The 17,870-nt window shown below is 72.3% G+C and carries 17 protein-coding genes; 6 read left to right on the top strand and 11 right to left on the bottom strand.

The window, feature by feature from the left end; genetic code table 11:
* Positions 1 to 307 precede the first annotated feature (307 nt).
* From FM112_RS10000 to FM112_RS09990, 3 genes are all read right to left on the bottom strand, one after another.
* Complete coding sequence (locus FM112_RS10000) at positions 308 to 919, bottom strand: hypothetical protein (protein WP_140400652.1); 612 nt, start codon at positions 917 to 919, stop codon at positions 308 to 310.
* Between the two features lie 74 nt (positions 920 to 993).
* A complete protein-coding gene (locus tag FM112_RS09995) occupies positions 994 to 1,782 on the bottom strand; it encodes an SDR family oxidoreductase (protein ID WP_087007038.1) in 789 nt (262 codons plus the stop codon).
* Positions 1,783 to 2,264: 482 nt separating this feature from the next.
* The gene (locus tag FM112_RS09990) at positions 2,265 to 3,206 is read right to left on the bottom strand and encodes a cation diffusion facilitator family transporter (RefSeq protein WP_087007036.1); all 942 of its coding nucleotides are present in this window, start codon (positions 3,204 to 3,206) and stop codon (positions 2,265 to 2,267) included.
* Positions 3,207 to 3,433: 227 nt separating this feature from the next.
* Here FM112_RS09990 and FM112_RS09985 point away from each other — a divergent pair, with 227 nt between their 5' ends.
* From FM112_RS09985 to FM112_RS09975, 3 genes are all read left to right on the top strand, one after another.
* Positions 3,434 to 3,643 carry a heavy-metal-associated domain-containing protein gene (locus FM112_RS09985; protein WP_087007034.1) on the top strand — a complete coding sequence of 70 codons (210 nt, stop codon included), beginning with the start codon at positions 3,434 to 3,436 and terminating at the stop codon, positions 3,641 to 3,643.
* A gap of 152 nt (positions 3,644 to 3,795) precedes the next feature.
* Positions 3,796 to 4,584, top strand: coding sequence for a hypothetical protein (locus tag FM112_RS09980; RefSeq protein ID WP_369678167.1), 789 nt, complete (start codon positions 3,796 to 3,798; stop codon positions 4,582 to 4,584).
* On the top strand, positions 4,574 to 6,847 hold the full coding sequence (locus FM112_RS09975) for a cation-translocating P-type ATPase (RefSeq protein WP_087007030.1): 2,274 nt from the start codon (positions 4,574 to 4,576) through the stop codon (positions 6,845 to 6,847). Before FM112_RS09980 ends, FM112_RS09975 begins: the two co-directional genes overlap by 11 nt.
* A 66-nt stretch (positions 6,848 to 6,913) precedes the next feature.
* Here the strand turns inward: FM112_RS09975 and FM112_RS09970 are convergent, their stop codons facing one another.
* The 5 genes from FM112_RS09970 to FM112_RS09950 all read right to left on the bottom strand — a co-directional run bounded on the left by FM112_RS09970 (position 6,914) and on the right by FM112_RS09950 (position 12,509).
* Positions 6,914 to 7,306 (bottom strand): metalloregulator ArsR/SmtB family transcription factor, encoded by a 393-nt coding sequence (locus FM112_RS09970; RefSeq protein ID WP_087007028.1) that lies wholly within the window; start codon positions 7,304 to 7,306, stop codon positions 6,914 to 6,916.
* 186 nt (positions 7,307 to 7,492) lie between these two features.
* On the bottom strand, positions 7,493 to 8,833 hold the full coding sequence (locus tag FM112_RS09965) for an MFS transporter (protein WP_087007026.1): 1,341 nt from the start codon (positions 8,831 to 8,833) through the stop codon (positions 7,493 to 7,495).
* Between the two features lie 258 nt (positions 8,834 to 9,091).
* Entirely contained in the window at positions 9,092 to 10,447 is a 1,356-nt protein-coding gene (locus tag FM112_RS09960) for an FAD-binding oxidoreductase (RefSeq protein ID WP_087007024.1), read from the bottom strand.
* 427 nt (positions 10,448 to 10,874) lie between these two features.
* Positions 10,875 to 11,783, bottom strand: coding sequence for a cytochrome c biogenesis CcdA family protein (locus FM112_RS09955; protein ID WP_087007022.1), 909 nt, complete (start codon positions 11,781 to 11,783; stop codon positions 10,875 to 10,877).
* A 6-nt stretch (positions 11,784 to 11,789) separates the two neighbouring features.
* Positions 11,790 to 12,509, bottom strand: coding sequence for a thioredoxin domain-containing protein (locus FM112_RS09950; RefSeq protein ID WP_254910442.1), 720 nt, complete (start codon positions 12,507 to 12,509; stop codon positions 11,790 to 11,792).
* A 92-nt stretch (positions 12,510 to 12,601) separates the two neighbouring features.
* Here FM112_RS09950 and FM112_RS09945 point away from each other — a divergent pair, with 92 nt between their 5' ends.
* Genes FM112_RS09945 through FM112_RS09935 form a run of 3 tightly spaced genes read left to right on the top strand, consistent with a single transcriptional unit; the run spans position 12,602 to position 14,513 of the window.
* The gene (locus FM112_RS09945; RefSeq protein WP_087007018.1) at positions 12,602 to 13,156 is read left to right on the top strand and encodes a hypothetical protein; all 555 of its coding nucleotides are present in this window, start codon (positions 12,602 to 12,604) and stop codon (positions 13,154 to 13,156) included.
* Positions 13,153 to 13,548, top strand: a complete 396-nt coding sequence (locus FM112_RS09940) for a BlaI/MecI/CopY family transcriptional regulator (protein WP_087007015.1) — start codon at positions 13,153 to 13,155, stop codon at positions 13,546 to 13,548. The genes FM112_RS09945 and FM112_RS09940 overlap by 4 nt, the downstream gene beginning before the upstream one ends.
* Positions 13,545 to 14,513 (top strand): M56 family metallopeptidase, encoded by a 969-nt coding sequence (locus FM112_RS09935; protein WP_087007013.1) that lies wholly within the window; start codon positions 13,545 to 13,547, stop codon positions 14,511 to 14,513. The genes FM112_RS09940 and FM112_RS09935 overlap by 4 nt, the downstream gene beginning before the upstream one ends.
* Here the strand turns inward: FM112_RS09935 and FM112_RS09930 are convergent.
* From FM112_RS09930 to FM112_RS09920, 3 genes are all read right to left on the bottom strand, one after another.
* The gene (locus FM112_RS09930) at positions 14,483 to 15,391 is read right to left on the bottom strand and encodes a LysR family transcriptional regulator (protein ID WP_087007131.1); all 909 of its coding nucleotides are present in this window, start codon (positions 15,389 to 15,391) and stop codon (positions 14,483 to 14,485) included. The genes FM112_RS09935 and FM112_RS09930 overlap by 31 nt on opposite strands.
* Positions 15,392 to 15,433: 42 nt before the next feature.
* A complete protein-coding gene (locus tag FM112_RS09925; RefSeq protein WP_087007011.1) occupies positions 15,434 to 16,198 on the bottom strand; it encodes a DsbA family protein in 765 nt (254 codons plus the stop codon).
* 85 nt (positions 16,199 to 16,283) lie between these two features.
* Positions 16,284 to 17,330, bottom strand: a complete 1,047-nt coding sequence (locus tag FM112_RS09920; protein WP_087007009.1) for an aromatic acid exporter family protein — start codon at positions 17,328 to 17,330, stop codon at positions 16,284 to 16,286.
* Between the last annotated feature and the right edge of the window lie 540 nt (positions 17,331 to 17,870).

Below are 17,870 nucleotides of genomic sequence, written 5' to 3'. Positions count from 1 at the left end.
ACCCGAGCTCGCCGTGGCCGCAGCACGAACAGATGCGTCACAGATCGCGGTTCTGACACCCGCGAAGCAGCATTCTGCGACGCATCCGTGAGCCGGAAGCGCGCCCAGGGACAGCCCCGGGTCCGGGAGCCCCACGAGGCCCGAGGCCACCGCGGAGCACGAAGTACACAGATACGTCGCAGATCGCGGTTCTGACACCACCAAAACAGCACTCTGCGACGCATTTGCCAGTTGGGCGCGCGCCTAAGAGACCAGACCCGCGCTCAAGTCCGGGCCCCGGGGTCCGAGGTCCGGGGTCCGGGCGCGGCTAACGGCCGCGCGGTCGAGGCCCGGAGCCGCCCGGATTCCGGGAAGCGCCCGGATTCCCGAGCCTGCCCGGGCTCCCGGAGCCGCCCGCGGGGGCATCCCGCCGCGCCAGGCGGACGATGTGCTTGCTCTTGAACGGGTTGGCGATCCCGCTGCCAACGACCCCGATCTGGTTGTCGTTGGCGGCGAGCAGCGCCGAGGCCGTCCCGACCGAGACGAAGGCGACCACCAGGCTGATGATCGCCCAGGTCGTGGCGCGCGCCTGCTCGGCATCGCCGATGCCGGAATCCTCCGCCCTCACCATGAAGCTCGTGCAGGACACGGCCGAGAGCACGCAGATCAGCACGACGACGAGCGCGATCGACCGCAGGATGCGCTTGCGCCGACGCATCGTCTGCGCCGACTCCACGCGGAGCGCGAGGACCTCCGAGCACTGCGAGCAGCGCAGCTCCACCTCGACGGGAGGGTCGCCGTCCGCGGGGCGCCGCACCCGCCAGGCATCGCCCCGATACTCCCAGGTGTTCATCCCCCTGAACGCCGGATCCTTCGAACGCCTCGCCCAGAAATGCATCCGGTGCAGGAGGGTGAACTCCGCTTCGCCGCCTTCGGCCATCGCCATCACCTCGGCATGATTCAAGCAGCGGCCGCGCCGCGACTCCATACATCTCGAGGCCGATCGTGCGGCAGTCAGAAGGTGCCGGGATACGCCCCGCCGTCGATGAGCAGGTTCTGCCCCGTGATGTACCCGGCCTGGCCCGAGCACAGGAACGCGCAGGCGGCCCCGAACTCCTCGGGCGTGCCGAAGCGGCCGGCGGGGATGCCCGCGGCGTACTCCGCGCGGACCTCCTCGAGCGAGCGCCCCGAGGCCTCCGCCTCCGGCTCGAGCGTGGCCGCGATGCGGGCGGTGTCGAAGCGGCCCGGGAGCAGATTGTTGATCGTGACGTTGCGGCCCGCGAGCTGCGGCTGCCGCGCGATGCCCGCCACGAAGCCGGTGAGCCCGCTGCGCGCGCCGTTCGAGAGTCCGAGCGCCGCGATCGGCGCCTTCACCGCGGAGGAGGTGATGTTCACGATGCGCCCGAAGCCGCGATCGGCCATACCGTCGGCCGTCGCCTTGATCAGCTCGATGGGCGCGAGCATGTTCCGCCCGAGCGCGTCCGTCCACTCCGCCTCGTCCCACTCGCGGAAGTCGCCGGTGGGCGGGCCTCCCGCGTTGTTGACGAGGATGTCCACCGCCGGCGCGGCGCCGAGCAGGCGCTCCCGCACGTCGGGCTGCGAGACGTCGCCGGCGACCTCCCGCACCTCGATGCCCGGCGCCGCCTCGCGCAGTTCCTGCGCCGTCGCCGCCAGCCGCGCCTCGTCGCGCGCGTTGACGACGAGATTCACGCCCTGCGCCGCCAGCGCCTCCGCGCAGCCGCGCCCGAGTCCTTGGCTCGACGCGCATACGACCGCCCAGCGTCCCGCGATACCGAAATCCATGCGTCTCCTCCTCGAATCGATGGCCGGCGTCGTCCGCTGCGTCGCCGGGTCCGCCCCGAGCCAACCACCTGCGGGGGCGAAGCGCCACCCCGCGCCGCGCGCTCGGCGTATCCCCTGCGGTCCCGACTCCTCCCTCGAATCGCGGCCCTCGACCGCGGCCGACGTCCCACGAGGGCGGTTCTTCAGCCTATGGACGCCGAAGAGGTCCCCGGCCCGGACCCCACGAGGACGGATCTCCCGCGTGCGCGCGCCAGACGCCGAGAGAATCCCCGGGCCCGCGCCCGACGAAGACGGTGCTCCGACGTGCGGGCACCGGACGCCGAGAGAATCCCCGGGCCCGCGCCCGACGAGGACGGGTCTACAGCACACCGGCGCCGGACGCCGAGGAGGCCCCTGGCCGGCATCCCACGAGAACAGCTCTTCAGCCTACGGACGTCGAGGAGACCCTCGGCCCGCGCCCGAGAAACCGCGCGACCTTACCGTCAGGGATGCAGGGCGCCCGGGGCCTCGTGCTCGTGGTGCCCCGCGGTCTCGAGCTGGATCGTGGTGTGGTGGACCGCGATGTCGAAGTGCTCTGCGACGCACTCGCGGATCGCCTCGAGGATCTCGACGGCGTGGCCGTCCGAGAAGCAGGAGTCCTCGAGCACGACGTGCGCGGTGAGGGTCGGCAGGCCGGTGGCGACGGTGGACGCGTGCAGGTCGTGCACGTCCTCGACGTGCTCCATCGCGAGGATATGGCGGCGCACCTCGTCGAGGTCGAGCCCCTTGGGCGTGAACTCCATGAGCACGCGCGTGGTCTCGCGGATGAGCAGCCAGGCGCGCGGGATGATCATCAGGGCGATGACGAAGGCGGCGATCGTGTCGGCGCGCTGGAACCCCGTGGTCATCATGAGGATCGCGGAGGCGATCACGGCGAGGGTGCCGAGCGCATCCATGAGCACCTCGAGGAACGCCGCCTTCATGTTGAAGTTCGCGCCGCGGCCGGCTGCGAGCACGGCCATGGCCGCCGCGTTGAGCACGAGGCCGATCAGGCCGAACACGAGCAGCTCCCCCGCGGCGACCTCGGGCGGGTTGGCCCAGCGCTCCACGCCCTCGACGAGCGCGTACACGCTCACCCCGAGCAGCAGCAGCGCCTGCCCGAGCGCCGCGAGCACCTCCACGCGGCGGAAGCCCCACGTGCGGCGCGTGCTCGGCGGGCGGATCATCAGCGTCGCGGCGACGAGCGCGACGAGCAGGCCGCTCGCATCGGTGAGCGAGTGCACCATGTCGACCAGCAGCGCGAGGCTCCCGGTGATCCACGCGCCGATGCCCTGGGCGACGACGATGCCGAACACCAGCGCGAACGCGATGGCGAGCCTGCGCCGGTGATCGGGGGCCTGCGCCGCCTGCTCCGGGCTCGGCCCGTGGTCGTGTCCGGCACCCATGCCGCGCTCCCTCCCCCTCCGGTCGACGCGGTCTCCCGCACCGAAAAATCATCGCCTTTCAGCGATGCTATCTCCGCAGGACGCAAATCTCCAGGGACATCCGCAACGAGCCGAACACGCGGAGCGCTGCGGCCGGGAATACCGAGACGCCCGCGCCGCGTTGTCCTTTACACATACCCCCATAGGGTACAAATTCGAGGCAGATCACCACGAGAAAGGGAACCGAGATGAGCACGAACACCTACACCGTCACCGGCATGAGCTGCGGCCACTGCGAGGGCGCCGTCCGCGAGGAGGTCTCGCAGATCCCCGGCGTCACCGACATCGACGTGAGCGCGCAGAGCGGCCGACTCGTCGTGACCGCCGAAGGCGCGATCGACGACGCCGCGGTCATCGCCGCCGTGGACGAGGCCGGCTACCGGGCCGTGCGCGACTGATGCGCACCCCGGTCAAGCTCGGCCTATACGGCGGCGCCCTCGCGGTCGTGTTCGCCGCGTCGGGTTTCGCTGCGAACGCGATCGTCCCGGAGGACGCCGTGCAGGACTGGGAAGCAGCAGCACAGCATGAGCATGCGGAGGAGGATCAGGGCATGGATGCCACCGGACACGCGGACCACGGCGCCGCGGGCCTCGGCCTCGAGGCCGAGGGCTACCGCCTCGACGGCGTCTCGGCGCCGGACGAGGTCGGCGAGGAGGGGACGATCGCGCTGACGATCCTCGACCCCGCCGGCGCGCCGGTCACCGACTTCGAGACCTCGCACGAGCAGGAGCTCCACCTCATCCTCGTCCGCGCCGACGGGGCGGAGTTCGCGCACGCGCACCCCGAGATGGATGCCGAGGGCGAGTGGACGCTCCCCTGGACCTGGGAGGCGGCGGGCGCGTACCGCCTCTACGCCGACATCGTCCCGGCCGGCGGCGAGGCCGTCACGCTCTCGACCACGGTGCAGGTGGCGGGCGACTACTCCCCCGAGCGGTTCGAGGCCCCGGTCGCCGAGGCGAGCGTCGACGGCTTCGACGTCGCGCTCGAGGGTGATCTCGTCGCCGGCGAATCCTCGCCGGTGTCGATCAGCGTCAGCCGCGACGGCGAGCCGGTGGACGCGCTCGAGCCCTACCTGGGCGCCTACGGCCACCTCGTCGCGCTGCGGCAGGGCGATCTCGCCTACCTGCACGTGCATCCGCAGGGCGAGGAGCCCGCGCCGGGCGAGACCGGCGGCCCGACCGTCGACTTCGCGGTGACGGCCCCGACCGCCGGCGCTTACCTGCTCTACCTCGACTTCCAGGTCGACGGGCAGGTGCACACGGCGGGCTTCGTCGTCGACGCCGCCGTGGGCGGCCACGGCGGAGACGCGCACGAGAACGGAGAGGACCATGAGCACTGACACCGCGCAGAACAGCGGCCCGACCAGCGTGATCGAGCTGCAGATCGGCGGCATGACCTGCGCGTCCTGCGCCAACCGCATCGAGAAGAAGCTGAACAGGCTCGAGGGCGTCACCGCGAGCGTGAACTACGCCACCGAGAAGGCGAGCGTCACCGCCCCCGAGGGCGCCGACCCCGACGAGTTCATCAGGGTGGTCGAGCAGACCGGCTATACGGCCGAGCTGCCCGCACCGCCGGAGCGCGAGCCGGATGCGGACGCCGAGTCGCCCGAGGACCGGGAGCTGCGCTCGCTCCGGCAGCGGCTGATCGTCTCGGCGGTGCTCTCGGCGCCGGTCATCGCGATGGCGATGATCCCCGCGCTGCAGTTCGACTACTGGGGCTTCGCCTCGCTCGCGCTCGCGCTGCCCGTGGTGGTGTGGGCCGGCTGGCCCTTCCACCGTGCGGCGTGGCTGAACCTCCGGCACGGCGCCGCGACGATGGACACGCTCATCTCGGTGGGCACCACGGCGGCCACGCTCTGGTCGATCGTGGCGCTGTTCTTCGGCACCGCGGGCGACCGCGGCGTCACCCACGCGTTCGAGCTCACGGTGGCGCCCTCGGACGGCATGAGCCACATCTACCTCGAGGTCGCCGCGGGCGTCATCACGTTCATCCTGATGGGCCGCTATTTCGAGAAGCGCTCCAAGCGGCGCGCGGGCGCCGCGCTGCGCGCCCTGCTCGAGCTCGGCGCGAAGGAGGTGTCGATCCTGCGCGACGGCCAGGAGCGGCGCTTGCCGGTCGAGGAGCTCGCGGTGGGCGACGAGTTCGTCGTGCGGCCGGGCGAGAAGATCGCGACCGACGGCACCGTCGTCTCGGGCACGAGCGCCGTGGACGCCTCGATGCTCACCGGCGAATCCGTGCCGGTCGAGGTCGGCGAGGGCGACGCGGTGACCGGCGCGACCGTCAACGCGGGCGGCCGGCTCGTCGTGCGCGCCACGCGCATCGGCTCCGACACCCGGCTGGCGCAGATGGCGAAGCTCGTCGAGGACGCGCAGTCCGGCAAAGCCGAGGTCCAGCGTCTCGCGGACAGGGTGTCGGGCGTGTTCGTGCCCATCGCCATCGGGATCGCCGTGGCCACGCTCGGGGCCTGGATCGGCGCGGGCTTCCCGCTCTCGGCCGGGTTCACCGCGGCCGTGGCGGTGCTCATCATCGCCTGCCCGTGCGCGCTGGGCCTCGCGACGCCGACGGCGCTGCTGGTCGGCACGGGCCGCGGCGCGCAGATGGGCGTGCTCATCAAGGGGCCCGAGGTGCTCGAGTCCACGCGCCGGGTCGACACGATCGTGCTCGACAAGACCGGAACCGTCACGAGCGGCACGATGGCGCTCGCCGACGCGATCTCCGCGGAGGGCGTGGACCGCGCCGAGCTGCTGCGCCTCGCCGGGGCGCTCGAGGACGCCTCGGAGCATCCCATCGCCCGGGCCATCGCGGACGGCGCGCGAGAGGAGGTCGGCACGCTGCCGGCCGTCGAGTCCTTCGAGAACATCGAGGGCAAGGGCGTGCAGGGCGTGGTCGACGGCCACGCGGTGCTCGCCGGCCGGGACTCGCTGCTCGCGAAGTGGTCGCAGCGCCTGCCCGATGAGCTCGCCGCCGCGAAGCGCACGGCGGAGTCGGAGGGCCGCACCGCGATCGCGGTCGGCTGGGACGGCGCCGCCCGCGGGGTACTCGTGGTCTCGGACACGATCAAGCCGACGAGCGGGGATGCGATCAGCCAGTTCAAGGAGCTCGGGCTCGTGCCCGTGCTGCTCACGGGCGACAACCGGCAGGTCGCCGAGCAGGTCGCGGGCGAGGTGGGCATCGACGAGGTCATCGCCGAGGTGCTGCCCGAGGACAAGGTCGACGTCGTCGCCCGGCTGCAGGGCGAGGGCAAGGTCGTCGCGATGGTCGGCGACGGCGTCAACGACGCCCCCGCGCTCGCGCAGGCCGACCTGGGGCTGGCGATGGGCACCGGCACCGACGTCGCGATCGAGGCGGCGGACATCACGCTCGTGCGCGGCGACCTGCGCGCCGCGGCCGACGCCATCCGACTCTCGCGCAGGACGCTCGGCACGATCAAGACGAACCTGTTCTGGGCCTTCGCCTACAACACCGCCGCGATCCCCCTCGCCGCGTTCGGGCTCCTCAACCCGATGCTGGCGGGCGCCGCGATGGCGCTGTCGAGCGTCTTCGTCGTGAGCAACAGCCTGCGGCTGCGCACCTTCAAAGCGCGCGCGGACGCCGGCGCGTAGCGGACGAGGCGCCGCCCGGAGCCGACCCCTCGGGGCGGCTCCGGGCGGCGCGTCGTTTCCCGGCCGTCAGGCGTCGAGGTCGCGGGCGACGACTTCCCTGCCGTGCAGCGGGCAGAGCGTGACGGCGTCGCCGGTGAGGGCGAGCATCTTCTCGGCGGCGGAGAGGATCTCGACGAGCGCCTCGGGATGCTTGATGGAGTAGACGGAGGCCCGGCCCTCGGGGCGGGATACCACCATGTCGGCGGCGCGCAGGCAGGCGAGGTGCTTGGAGACCGTGCTCTGCGAGAGCCCGAGGTGCTGCACCAGGTCGACCACGCGATGCTCCCCGAGCTGCAGGTGATGGAGGATCACGAGTCTGGACGGGTCGCTGAAGCTGTGGAACAGCGAGGCCGCGGGGATCATCGCCTCCGAGACCGACCGCGCTTCGCTCTCCACCGGCTGCCGGGCTTTGGTCGTCATGCGTCGATGGTATCCGGCCCGCTCAAGAGACCGGCTGGCGGACCTCCGGCAGCACCCCGCCGACGTGCCCGCCCCGGCTCACAGCCCGCTTCGGCGAGCGGAAGACGCGCCCGCGTCGAGACGACAGGGCTCCCCGCCGCGCCGCGGTGCGGCGCCGGCGGAGAGCCCCGGGAGCCCCCTCCGCGATCAGGCTCGGACGGCGTCCTCCTCCGCGACGAGGTCGCGGCCCGCGGTCTCGGGCAGCGCGATCGTCGAGACGATCGACACGATGGCGAGCAGCACCATGTAGCCGCCGACGATCCACTCGTTGCCGGTGAGGCCGATGAGCATCGCGCTGAGGACCGGCGCGACGCCGCCCGAGGTCAGCGCGCCGAGCTCCTTCGAGGCCGTGACCGCGGCGAGGCGCGAGCGGGAGCCGAAGAGCTCGACCATGTAGGCCGACTGCACCGCGTACATGCCCATCACGCCGAAGCTGTAGCCGAGCACGAAGGCGAGCACGACCCAGGAGGTCTGCCCCGTCATGATCATCCAGATCGAGGGGAAGGCCACGACGAGCTGGAGCACGCAGAGCCACAGGTAGGTGCGGCGGCGGCCGAAGCGGTCGCTGATCCAGCCGAAGAGCGGCACGGTGCCGAGCCCGACGATCGCGGAGAGCACGACGGCGAGCGAGCCGAGGCCGGGGTTGTCCGGCGCGTACTCGCCGATGCGGCCGACGAAGAACACGAGGAACACGGTGGAGATGCCGTTCTCGGCCCAGCGCATGCCGATGCACGCGAGCATCTTGCCGGTGCTGTTCTTGAGCAGGTAGCCGTAGGTCTGCAGGATCGAGCGGGTGCGCGCCTCCTCGGAGACGACCTCGAACGCCGGGCTCTCCTTGACCGTGCGGCGCATCCACAGGCCGACGCCCGCGATGATGATGCTCGCGAGGAACGGGACGCGCCAGCCCCAGCTGAGGAGCTGCTCCTCGGGCAGCAGCGAGACGAGCATCCAGGCGAGCGAGGCGAGCAGCGTGCCGCCGTTCGTGCCGATGCCCACGAGCGAGCCGATGAGGCCGCGGCGGGGCGCCGGCGTGGATTCGACGAGCAGCGTGGAGCTCGAGGCGAGCTCGGCGCCGGCGCCGAGGCCCTGCAGGATGCGCAGGGTCACGAGCAGCACGGGCGCCCACAGGCCGACCTGCTGGTAGGTGGGCAGCGCGCCGATGAGCGTGGAGGCGAGCCCCATGAGCACCACGGTCCAGACCATGACGTTCTTGCGGCCCACGCGGTCGCCGATCGCGCCGAGGATGATGCCGCCGAGCGGGCGGGCCACGTAGCCGACCGCGAAGGTCGCGAGGCTCGCGATGAAGGCGACGGCGGGCGTGCTGTCCGCGAAGAAGATGGTCTTGAACACGGTCGCGGCGGCGAGGCCGTAGATCGCGAAGTCGTAGAACTCGAGGGCGGTGCCGAGCGTCGACGACATCGTCGTCTTGAAGTGCTCGAGCGGGGTGAGGGTCCGCGGCTGGGGCGCGGATGCGGTGGTGTGGGCCAAGGCATTTCCTTGTCGAGGCGCCCGAGGGCGCGCGGACGCGCGGGAAGAGACCCGCAGCGTCCTCCGGATGATGAACCAGATAACACTAAGTCATGACAACAGCATGTATGAACGCTGAGTCTCGACTGAGCTCCGGGAGCCCCATCGGCCCTCCCCGAGATGGCGTGCGGCACGGGCGGCGCGACGCCTCATCCCGTCCCCGCACACGCCGACCGCCGCGGCCGCGCGCCGCCGGCGCCGTCCACCGCGGCCCCGCCCTCAGATCGCGCGGCCGGGGCTGAGGATGCCCCGCGGGTCGAAGACGCGCTTGATGCCCCGCATCACCGTCCGGCTCACGCCCTCGAGCTGCGTGTCGAGCGCGTGGTGCTTCAGCGAGCCGATGCCGTGCTCGCCCGAGAGGGTGCCGCCGAAGGAGAGCGCCGCCGCGCCGACCCGGTCGAGCACGGCCTCGGCATGGGCCCGCTCGGCCTCGTCGCCCGTGGTGACCAGCACCGACGGATGCAGGTTGCCGTCGCCCGCGTGGGCGAAGGTCGGGATCGTGACGCCCTCCTCGGCGCTGATCCGCTCGATCGCCGCGAACATCTCGGCCAGCCGGGAGACCGGCACCGCGACATCCGAGGAGACGCGGAGCCCCGCCGCCGAGAGGGCGCGCCCCGTGCCCCGACGGGCCTCGAGCAGGTCGTCGACGACATCGGTGTCGACCTCGGAGGCGCCGTGCTCGAGGGCGATCCCGACCGCTCGGTCGCCGTCCTCCGCCGCCCGCTCGCCGGCGAACTGGCCGATCAGCAGCGCGGCGGCGTCGGGGATGCGGCCGAGGCCGGGCACCGTCCGGGCGACCGCCGCGAGGCTCGGGCGGTCGAGGAGCTCGAGCACTTCTGGGGTGAGCCCCGTGCGCATGGCCAGCGCCGACACCGTGCGGCCCGCCGAGGCGAGATCCGGGAAGAACGCCCGGAACGTGGCCATCGGCCCCTCGGGCCTGGGCACGAGCCGCAGCGTCGCGCGCGTGACGACGCCGAGCGTGCCCTCGGAGCCCACGAGCAGCTCGGTGAGGTTGAAGCCGACGACGTCCTTGCGCGTCTGCGTCCCGGTGCGCAGGAGCTCGCCGCTGCCGAGGACGACCTCGAGCCCGGACACGGCGTCGAGGGTGACGCCGTACCGGACGCATCGGAGGCCGCCCGCGTTCGTCGCGATGTTGCCGCCGATGGTGGACTCGCGATAGCTGGCCGGGTCGGGCGCGTACATGAGCCCGTGCTCGGCGGCGGCCGCGTCGATCGCCGCGGTGATGACGCCCGCCTCGACCTCGATGAGCCGGTTCACGGGGTCGATCGAGAGGATGCGGTTCATCCGCTCGAGCGAGACGACCAGGCCCTCGGGATACGCGACGGCCCCGCCCGCCAGGCCCGTGCCGGCCCCGCGCACCGATACCGGCACCTCCCAGCGGTTGGCCCATTCGAGCGCCCGGACGACGTCCTCGGTGCGCTCGGCGAGCACCACCGCCGACGGCGGCGCGGCGAGGGCGGCCCGGGATTCGTCGGTCGTGTAGGGCAGGACCTCGAGCGGGTCCTCGAGCAGTCGGTCGCCGAGGGCTGCTCGGAGCTCGGAGATGTTCGTCATTCAGCACGGTCCTTACATCGTGTCCAGCGGACGGCGGCGGGGCGGATCGCGATCGGCTCGCGGCCGGATCGCCCGCGAGAAGCGGCGCCCCGAGGCCGGTCCGACGCGCGGGGCCCTGCGGATTCGGGGAGGCGACCGCTCGACGGAGGGCCGTCCGGCGGGGCGGCGATCCATCGCTCATGAAACAGCGCTTTCCTGTGCGCATGCCCTGGGGCGCGGGGAGCCGGCCTTGCGGCGGTCACCCGTGCTCCTGAGCCTCGTCGTGCACGCGCCGCAGCGGCCCGGGACTCCGATGCGTCCGAATTCCGATGCGTCCGGGGCGCGATACGTCCTGGGCCCCTATGCCTCCGGGCACCCGAAGCGTCCAGGGGCGCCGCTACGCTCCGAGGCCCCATGCATCCGGAGACTCCGGCGCGCTCCGAGCCGCTCAGGCGCCTTCCCCGGCGCGCTCGGCGGGCGCCGACCGCTCGGAGCCGTCCGCGGAAGCCTCGACGGCCGACTCGTGCTCGCGATCGCGCCGGCGCTCCCGCCGGAACCACCACAGCAGCACGAGCCCCGCGACCACCAGCACCCCGACGGCGTCCACCACCGGGTTCGCGAGCAGCCAGGCCTGCTGCTGCAGCCACGCCTGCGCCTCCGCGGGCACGAGCTCGGGAGCCCCGACGAATCCGTTGGTGGTCCAGAACAGCACGCCGACGGCCATGATCAGCAGCCCGGTGATCACCGAGGTCGTGTGCAGCTCGCGGCCGAGCACCGTGAACGTGCGGCCGCGGAGCGCCTTGCGCCCGCGAGCGCCGAAGCGGCGCCACAGCGCCGCGATGAGCAGCAGCGGCACGACCATGCCGATCCCGTACACGGCCAGGAGCAGCCCCGCCTTGAGCACATCGCCCTGCGCGGCGGCGACCGTGAGCACCGCGCCGAGGATGGGGCCCGCGCAGAATCCCGCGATGCCGCTCGCGGCGCCGAGCAGCAGCGTCTTCGCCAGGCCGGTCTTCGACGCGGCCCTCGCGTGGAGGTCGGCGCCGTCGGGGAGCATCTTCGACGGATCGAATCCCAGCCCCAGCACCTGCAGCGCCCCGAATACGATCAGGATGAGCGCCGCGATCAGCACGATCAGCTGCCGGTGCGTCGTGAAGAGCGAGCCGATCGCCCCCGCGCCGACGCCGATCGGCACCAGCACGAGCAGCAGCCCGCCGGTGAACACGCCGCCGTGCAGCAGCAGCCGCGGCCCGCTGCCGACGGTGGATGCGAAGAACGCCGGCATGAGCAGGGCGGCGCACGGGCTCAGCAGCGCGAGTACACCTCCGAAGAAGGCGCTGATCAGGCCGATGTCCATGCGGCGCTACTCCGCCTGCTCGAGCGCCTGCTCGAATGCGTCCACGAACACGTCCGTGGGCTGCGCGCCGACCATCGGGGTGCCGCCGAGGATGAACGTGGGTGTGGAGGACGCGCCGAGCTGCTGCGCGAACTGCTTGTTCTGCTCCACCGCCGAGAGCGCGCTCTCCGAGGTCATGTCCTGGGCGAACTGCTCGGTGTCGAGTCCGAGCTCGCCCGCGAGCGCGACGAGCGCCTCCTCGGTCAGCTCCGACTCGGGCCTGTGCTCGCCGCCCTCGAACAGCGCGTTGTGGTATTCGAGGAACGCCCCCTGGGAGGCGGCCGCGTAGACCGCCGCCGCCGCGCGCTCGGAGGCCGGGCCGAAGATCGCCGCGTCGTGCCACTCGATGCGCAGCTCGCCCGCCTCCGCTCGCTCGGCCATGGAGGGCAGCGTGTCCTCGTTCCACTGGGCGCAGTAGGGGCACTGGTAGTCCGAGAAGACGATGAGCCCCACGGGCGCGTCGACCGGGCCGACCGCGAACAGGTCGTTCTCGTTCCGCGTCTCGAGCTCCGTGAAGTCGGGCTGGTCGGGATCCTGCGTCTGCTCCGGCTGCGCGCCCGCCTCGTCCTCCACGGCCGAGGGACGGTTGACGACGAAGATGACCACGATGAGCGCCGCCGCGATGGCGAGAACGATGGTCGGCACCACCCAGACGGGCAGCGCCTGGCGGCGGGTTTTCGCACTCAAGATCTCGGGCTCCTCGCATCGGCGGCTCATCGCGGACGATTCATCACACTAGTCGACTATGCAAGATAGTCAATGCGTGCCAGACTGGTCGCATGGCCCGCACCGACGCTCCCCTTCCGGACCGGCTCCGCGAAACGCTCGGACTCGCCTGGCGGGCGCTCAGGAGCTGGACGCCGCGCCAGGTGCTCTTCGCGATCCTCGGATCCGCGGCCATCGCCGCCTTCCTCGGCATCGCGACCGTGCTGATCCCCAACCCGCTGTTCGCCCGGGACATCCCGCCCGTCTGGTGGAACTACCCCGTGTGGATCCTCACCTCGATCATGTCGGGCATGCTCATCGCCACCTACGTGCGCCGGCCCGGCTCCGCCCGCGAGAAGCCCTCGGAGGATGCGGATGCCTCGGAGCGCCGCTCGAGCCGCCTCGGCATGGCGGGCGCGTTCGCCGCGTGGTTCGCCGTGGGCTGTCCGGTGTGCAATAAGATCGCCCTCCTAGCATTGGGGTACTCGGGCGCGATCATCTGGTTCGCCCCGGTGCAGCCCTTCCTCGCGATCGCCGCCCTGGCGTTCACGACCGCGGCGCTCATCGGGCGGCTGCGCGGACAGGTGCTGTGCCCCGTTCGAACGCCGTCCCCGGAGGCCGTCAGATGAACCATGAGGAATCCCCCGGCGCGATGCTGCGCCTCGGAGCGCTCGAGGCGCGCGTGATGGATGCGCTGTGGGATCACGGCGCCGCCACCGTGCGCGAGATCATCACGCGGCTCGACAGCGATCCCGCCTACACCACCATCGCCACCGTGCTGGGCAACCTCCACCGCAAGGGGCTCGTCGACGTCACGCGTCGCGAGCACGGCGCCCGCTCGACGAGCTATACCGCGCGGTTCAGCCGCCACGAGCACGCCGCGCTCCTCATGGAGCAGGTGCTCGACGCGAGCCGGGACCGCACCGCGTCGATCCTCCAGTTCGTGGACTCGATGCCGCAGGAGGACATCGCGCTGCTCCGGGACTACCTCGGCCGCAGGGAAGACGGTTCGGGCTCATGACCCCCGGCGCGCTCGCCCTCGCCGTGGCGGCGGGACTCCTCGGGCTCGCGCTGGCCGGCCCCTGGCTGCTGCGCCGCTCGGCACCCGCCCTCGTGCGGGTGCCGAGGCTCGCCATCGGCGTCATCTCGGCCGGCGTGCTCTCCTGGCTCGGGGCGGTGCTCGCCCTCGGGCCGATGCTCGCCTGGTCGCGCCCCGGCCCGGCGCTCCTGCCCGAGGGCATGGCGGAGATCTGCGAGCAGTGCCTCGCCGCGGCGAGCCCGTTCGGCGGGCCCGCCTCCGCTTCCGGCGTGCCCGCGGTGCTGCTGCTCGCCGTGCCGGCGCTCGCCGGCCTGCTCCTGCTGGCCGGCGTCGTCGCGCAGCTCCGCGCGCGGAACCGCAAGTCCCGCGAATCGGCGCTGGCGCTGCTGCGCAGCGCGAGGCCGCGGCTGCTGCACGGCTGCACCGCCTGGGTGGCCGACACCGACCTGCCGATCGCCGTGGCGTTCCCCGCCCGGCACGGCGGCATCGTCGTCTCGAGCGGCCTGCTCGAGCGCCTCGACGAGGAGGAGCTCATCGCCGTGCTCGCGCACGAGGAGGCGCACCTGCGGCAGCGGCACCACCTGATCGACATGATGATGGCGAGCATCGCCGCCCACCTGCGCTGGGTCCCCTTCGTGCGGGCCGCGGCCGATGCGCTGCCGCACTACTTCGAGATCGCCGCCGACGACCGCAGCCGGCAGCGGGTCGGCACCCCGGCCCTCGTGAGCGCGCTGCTGAAGATCGGCGAGCGCTCGAGGGCCGAGGACCCGAGCCGCGCGGCGATGCACGCCGCCGGGCCCGAGCGCATCCGTCAGCTGGTGCAGCCGAGCTCCGGCCGCGCCGGCATCCTGCCCACCTCGGCCGTGGCCCTCGGCGGGCTGTCGCTCGCGATCGCCGCCGTGGCGGTGCACCTCACCTACGTGGCCGTGGCCATCAACGGCTGCTGACGCTCGCCGCCCTGCAGCAGCTCGACGAATTCCGCGAGCTCCGCGGCGATCGGCGAGTTCGGGTCCCACACGGCTTCGTAGAAGATCTCCACGTCGAGCCCATCCTCGTCGACGATCGGCCGGGGTGCGGCCCTGGCCGCCCTCGAGGCGGGGAGCACCGCCGCGCCGATGCCCAGCATCGACCACTCCTCCAGCACCTGATAGCTCTGCGCCTCGCCCGGATAGGTGCGCATCGGCACGTCGTGCGCGGCGAGCAGGTCCCTCGTGAACGTCGTGAGGCCGCAGGCGTCCGGCACGAGGATCAGCTGGCGGTCGGCGAGCTCGCTCAGCCCGATGGGCTCCGACGTGCCCGAGCCCGCGTCGACGAGAACGACCCGCTCCGAGCCGATCGACCGATGCTCGTAGTGGGGCAGCGGCGCGACGGAGGGGATCATGATGAGGTCGAGGGCGGCGGCGGCCAGCGCCTCGCGGAGCTCCGCGAGGTTGGCCTCCCGGAGCACCAGGCCCCGCGCCGTCCCGACCCGGTTCGCCGCGCGGTGCGCCGTCGCGATGAGCTTCGGATCGATGAGCGGCGAGACGCCGACGCGGATCCGGCCGCCCCGAGGGGCCGTCCATCGCCGCGCCTCGGCGGACACGGCGTCCAGCCCCTGGATCGCGCGATCGATGAGCGGCAGCAGGCGGCGGCCGAACTCGGTGGGCGTCGCGCCCCTCGTGGAGCGGTGGAACAGCACCTCGCCGAGCGTCTGCTCGAGGCGCGCTATGCCGTTCGACAGCGTCGGCTGCGTCACCCCGTGCGCCCGCGCCGCGGCGCTGAACGATCCCGTCTCGGCGACCGCCTGCGCATACCGGAGGCTCTCGGGGTTCAGGCGCGCAGTCATGATCACACTGTATCGCCGCCCGCCCCGCCGACGGCGCGGCCGCTACCGCCCGCCGCCGAGCGCCGCCTCGAACGCGTCCTCGTACACCTCGACGGGCTGGGCGCCCGCGATCTGCTCCCCCGCGATCACGACGGTCGGCGTGCCCGTCACGCCGGCCTCGCTCGCGAGCTGCTCGTTCTCGGCTATCGCCGAGGCGGCCTCGGCGGACGCCATATCGGCCGCGAACCGCTCGCCATCCAGCCCCAGCTCCTCCGCGAGCTCCACGAGGGCCGCGTCGCTCAGCTCGGACTCGGGCCGGGGCTGGCCGTCGAGGAAAAGCTGCTCGTGGTACTCGAGGAACGCGTCCTGCTTCGCGGCCGCGTAGCTCGCGAGGGCGGCGCGCTCCGAACCGTCGCCGAGGAACGTCATGTCGCGCCATTCGATGCGCAGGTCGCCTGCCTCCGCGTGCTCGAGCATGGCCGGGAGCGTCTCCTCGTTCCACTGCGCGCAATGGGGGCACTGGTAGTCCGAGAACACGACCATCATGACCGGCGCATCCACCGCGCCCACCGCGAGCGGGTCCTGCGGGTCGCGGCGCTCGACGCCCTCCGCCTCGGGGACGTCCCCGCCCGGGCTCGGCCGCACCTCCTCCGTCTCGGCGCCCTCGGGCGTCGGCGCGGCGTCATCGGCCTGCCCCGTCTGCCCGCGGGTCTCGCGGGGCAGCGCATCCTCCCCGCCGCCGAGGTTGATCACCAGGGCGACCACGAGGATGGTGGCGACGGCCAGCACGCCCGCGATCATCGGGATGCGGATCAGCCAGGCGGTCATCGTGCTTCTTCCAGCGGGCAAAGCCGGGCTCCTTCGCGATAGGGCGGGTCGATGCTCCCACTATGGGGGATGCGTGGCACGGAGCCTAGTCCTCGACCGCTTCGTCATCCACGAGGGCGAGGCGGATCCGTCTCAGGTCTTCCATGAGCGAGCCGATGAGCACCCAGTTGCCGCGGGTGGGCGGGCGCAGCACGAGCGGCGCGGTGAGCGCGGGGATCGCCGAGGTCAGCGGTTCTTCCACCACCTCGGCCTCGTAGACCGCCATGCGCAGGTCATGGGCGGCGCGGCGGAGCTGCTCGGCGATGTCCCAGGCCGCCGGCTCCTCCGGGAGCGAGGCCTCGTAGTGGTCGAAGAACGCGCGGGTCATGCCGATCACCTGCGTCACCATGGGCCCGAGCTTGCCCGTCAGCAGGCGCTGCATCTCCGCGAGCTCGGCGCGGCGCTTCGACCCGCGCGGATTCAGCCGGAGGGACTCGAACCCCTCCTCGATCGATTTCTCGGCCTGCTCGCGCATCGGCTTCATGAGCCGCGCCTCGATCACGAGCGCGTCGAGCTGACCCGTGGACTGCGGCGTCTCGAGCGCGTCCGCGAGCCGCTTCATGGATGCGGCGATCTCGTTGCCGAGCAGCTCGAGGTCGCGCCTGGCCGGCTCGACGAGCACGGGCGGCACGATGAGGGCGTTGATCACGATGCCCACGACCGCGCCCAGCACGGTCTCGAGGATGCGCAGCAGCGAGTAGTCGAAGCTGCCCGCGCCGAGCGCGATCACGAGCATCGCGCTGATGGCCATCTGGTTCGCCATGCCGGTGGATGCGCGCAGCGCCCACGCCAGCAGCATGGCCACCAGGATGGCGATCATCACGACCCAGGACGCGGCCCCGAAGGCCAGGCTGCTGAGCGCCGCGATGATCACGCCCACGACGACGCCGAGCGAGCGCTCGAGGCCCTTCGTGAACGACTGGTTGATGCTCGGCGCCACCACGAGCAGCGTCGCGATGGCCGCGAACACCGGCATGTCCTCGCCGAGCAGCAGCACGCACAGCAGCCACGAGAGGACCACCGCCAGCGCGGACTTGGCCACCTGCAGCAGCGGGGTCCGCTGCGCCGCGCGAATGGCCGCAAACAACTTCATAGCGCCAAGGCTAGCCCGGCCGCGCCTCCGGTATTCCGGGATGGGTCGCAGTCTGCGGTGATGAGGCCGGCATAACCGCAGTCTGCGACGCATCTGGTGGCGCAGCCCGTGGCGTCTGCGTGATCGGGGCCCATGCCGCCTGCACGATCGGGCCTGTGCCTCCTGCACGATCGGGCCTGTGCCTCCTGCGCGTTCGGGACGAATAGCCCCGCCAACCACGTAGGGCCCTTCGCCCGACTATTCACCCCATCCGAGCGCGGACCCCAGCCCGAAGCAAGAACCCGGTCCGCACGAACGGGACGAATAGCCCCGCCGACCACGTGAGGACCTTCGCCCGGCTATTCGCCCCATCTGCGCGCGGACCCAACCCGAAACAAGAACCCGGCGACAAACCCGGAACCTCGGCGACAAGACGAGAGCCCGGCCTGCGCGAGCGGGACGAATAGCGTCGCCGGGCACATAGAGCCCCTCGCCCAGCCATTCACCCCATCCGAGCCCAGAACCCCAGCGCAAGGCAAGAACCCGGCGACGAGCCAGGAA

The sequence above is a fragment of the Gulosibacter sp. 10 genome, from assembly GCF_900163695.1.
Classification (GTDB): Bacteria; Actinomycetota; Actinomycetes; order Actinomycetales; family Microbacteriaceae; genus Gulosibacter.
The sequence above is the reverse complement of the archived record's forward strand: the minus strand, read 5'-3'. Positions and strand labels throughout refer to the sequence as shown.

Bases quoted from the DNA above. Each gene is read 5' to 3' on its own strand.
- FM112_RS09925 (WP_087007011.1), bottom strand. From the start codon at position 16,198: ATGACCGCCTGGCTGATCCGCATCCCGATGATCGCGGGCGTGCTGGCC.
- FM112_RS09930 (WP_087007131.1), bottom strand. From the start codon at position 15,391: ATGACTGCGCGCCTGAACCCCGAGAGCCTCCGGTATGCGCAGGCGGTC.
- FM112_RS09935 (WP_087007013.1), top strand. From the start codon at position 13,545: ATGACCCCCGGCGCGCTCGCCCTCGCCGTGGCGGCGGGACTCCTCGGG.
- FM112_RS09990 (WP_087007036.1), bottom strand. From the start codon at position 3,206: ATGGGTGCCGGACACGACCACGGGCCGAGCCCGGAGCAGGCGGCGCAG.
- FM112_RS09970 (WP_087007028.1), bottom strand. From the start codon at position 7,306: ATGACGACCAAAGCCCGGCAGCCGGTGGAGAGCGAAGCGCGGTCGGTC.
- FM112_RS09955 (WP_087007022.1), bottom strand. From the start codon at position 11,783: ATGGACATCGGCCTGATCAGCGCCTTCTTCGGAGGTGTACTCGCGCTG.
- FM112_RS10000 (WP_140400652.1), bottom strand. From the start codon at position 919: ATGGCCGAAGGCGGCGAAGCGGAGTTCACCCTCCTGCACCGGATGCAT.
- FM112_RS09980 (WP_369678167.1), top strand. From the start codon at position 3,796: ATGGATGCCACCGGACACGCGGACCACGGCGCCGCGGGCCTCGGCCTC.
- FM112_RS09920 (WP_087007009.1), bottom strand. From the start codon at position 17,330: ATGAAGTTGTTTGCGGCCATTCGCGCGGCGCAGCGGACCCCGCTGCTG.
- FM112_RS09995 (WP_087007038.1), bottom strand. From the start codon at position 1,782: ATGGATTTCGGTATCGCGGGACGCTGGGCGGTCGTATGCGCGTCGAGC.
- FM112_RS09985 (WP_087007034.1), top strand. From the start codon at position 3,434: ATGAGCACGAACACCTACACCGTCACCGGCATGAGCTGCGGCCACTGC.
- FM112_RS09945 (WP_087007018.1), top strand. From the start codon at position 12,602: ATGGCCCGCACCGACGCTCCCCTTCCGGACCGGCTCCGCGAAACGCTC.
- FM112_RS09960 (WP_087007024.1), bottom strand. From the start codon at position 10,447: ATGACGAACATCTCCGAGCTCCGAGCAGCCCTCGGCGACCGACTGCTC.
- FM112_RS09940 (WP_087007015.1), top strand. From the start codon at position 13,153: ATGAACCATGAGGAATCCCCCGGCGCGATGCTGCGCCTCGGAGCGCTC.
- FM112_RS09975 (WP_087007030.1), top strand. From the start codon at position 4,574: ATGAGCACTGACACCGCGCAGAACAGCGGCCCGACCAGCGTGATCGAG.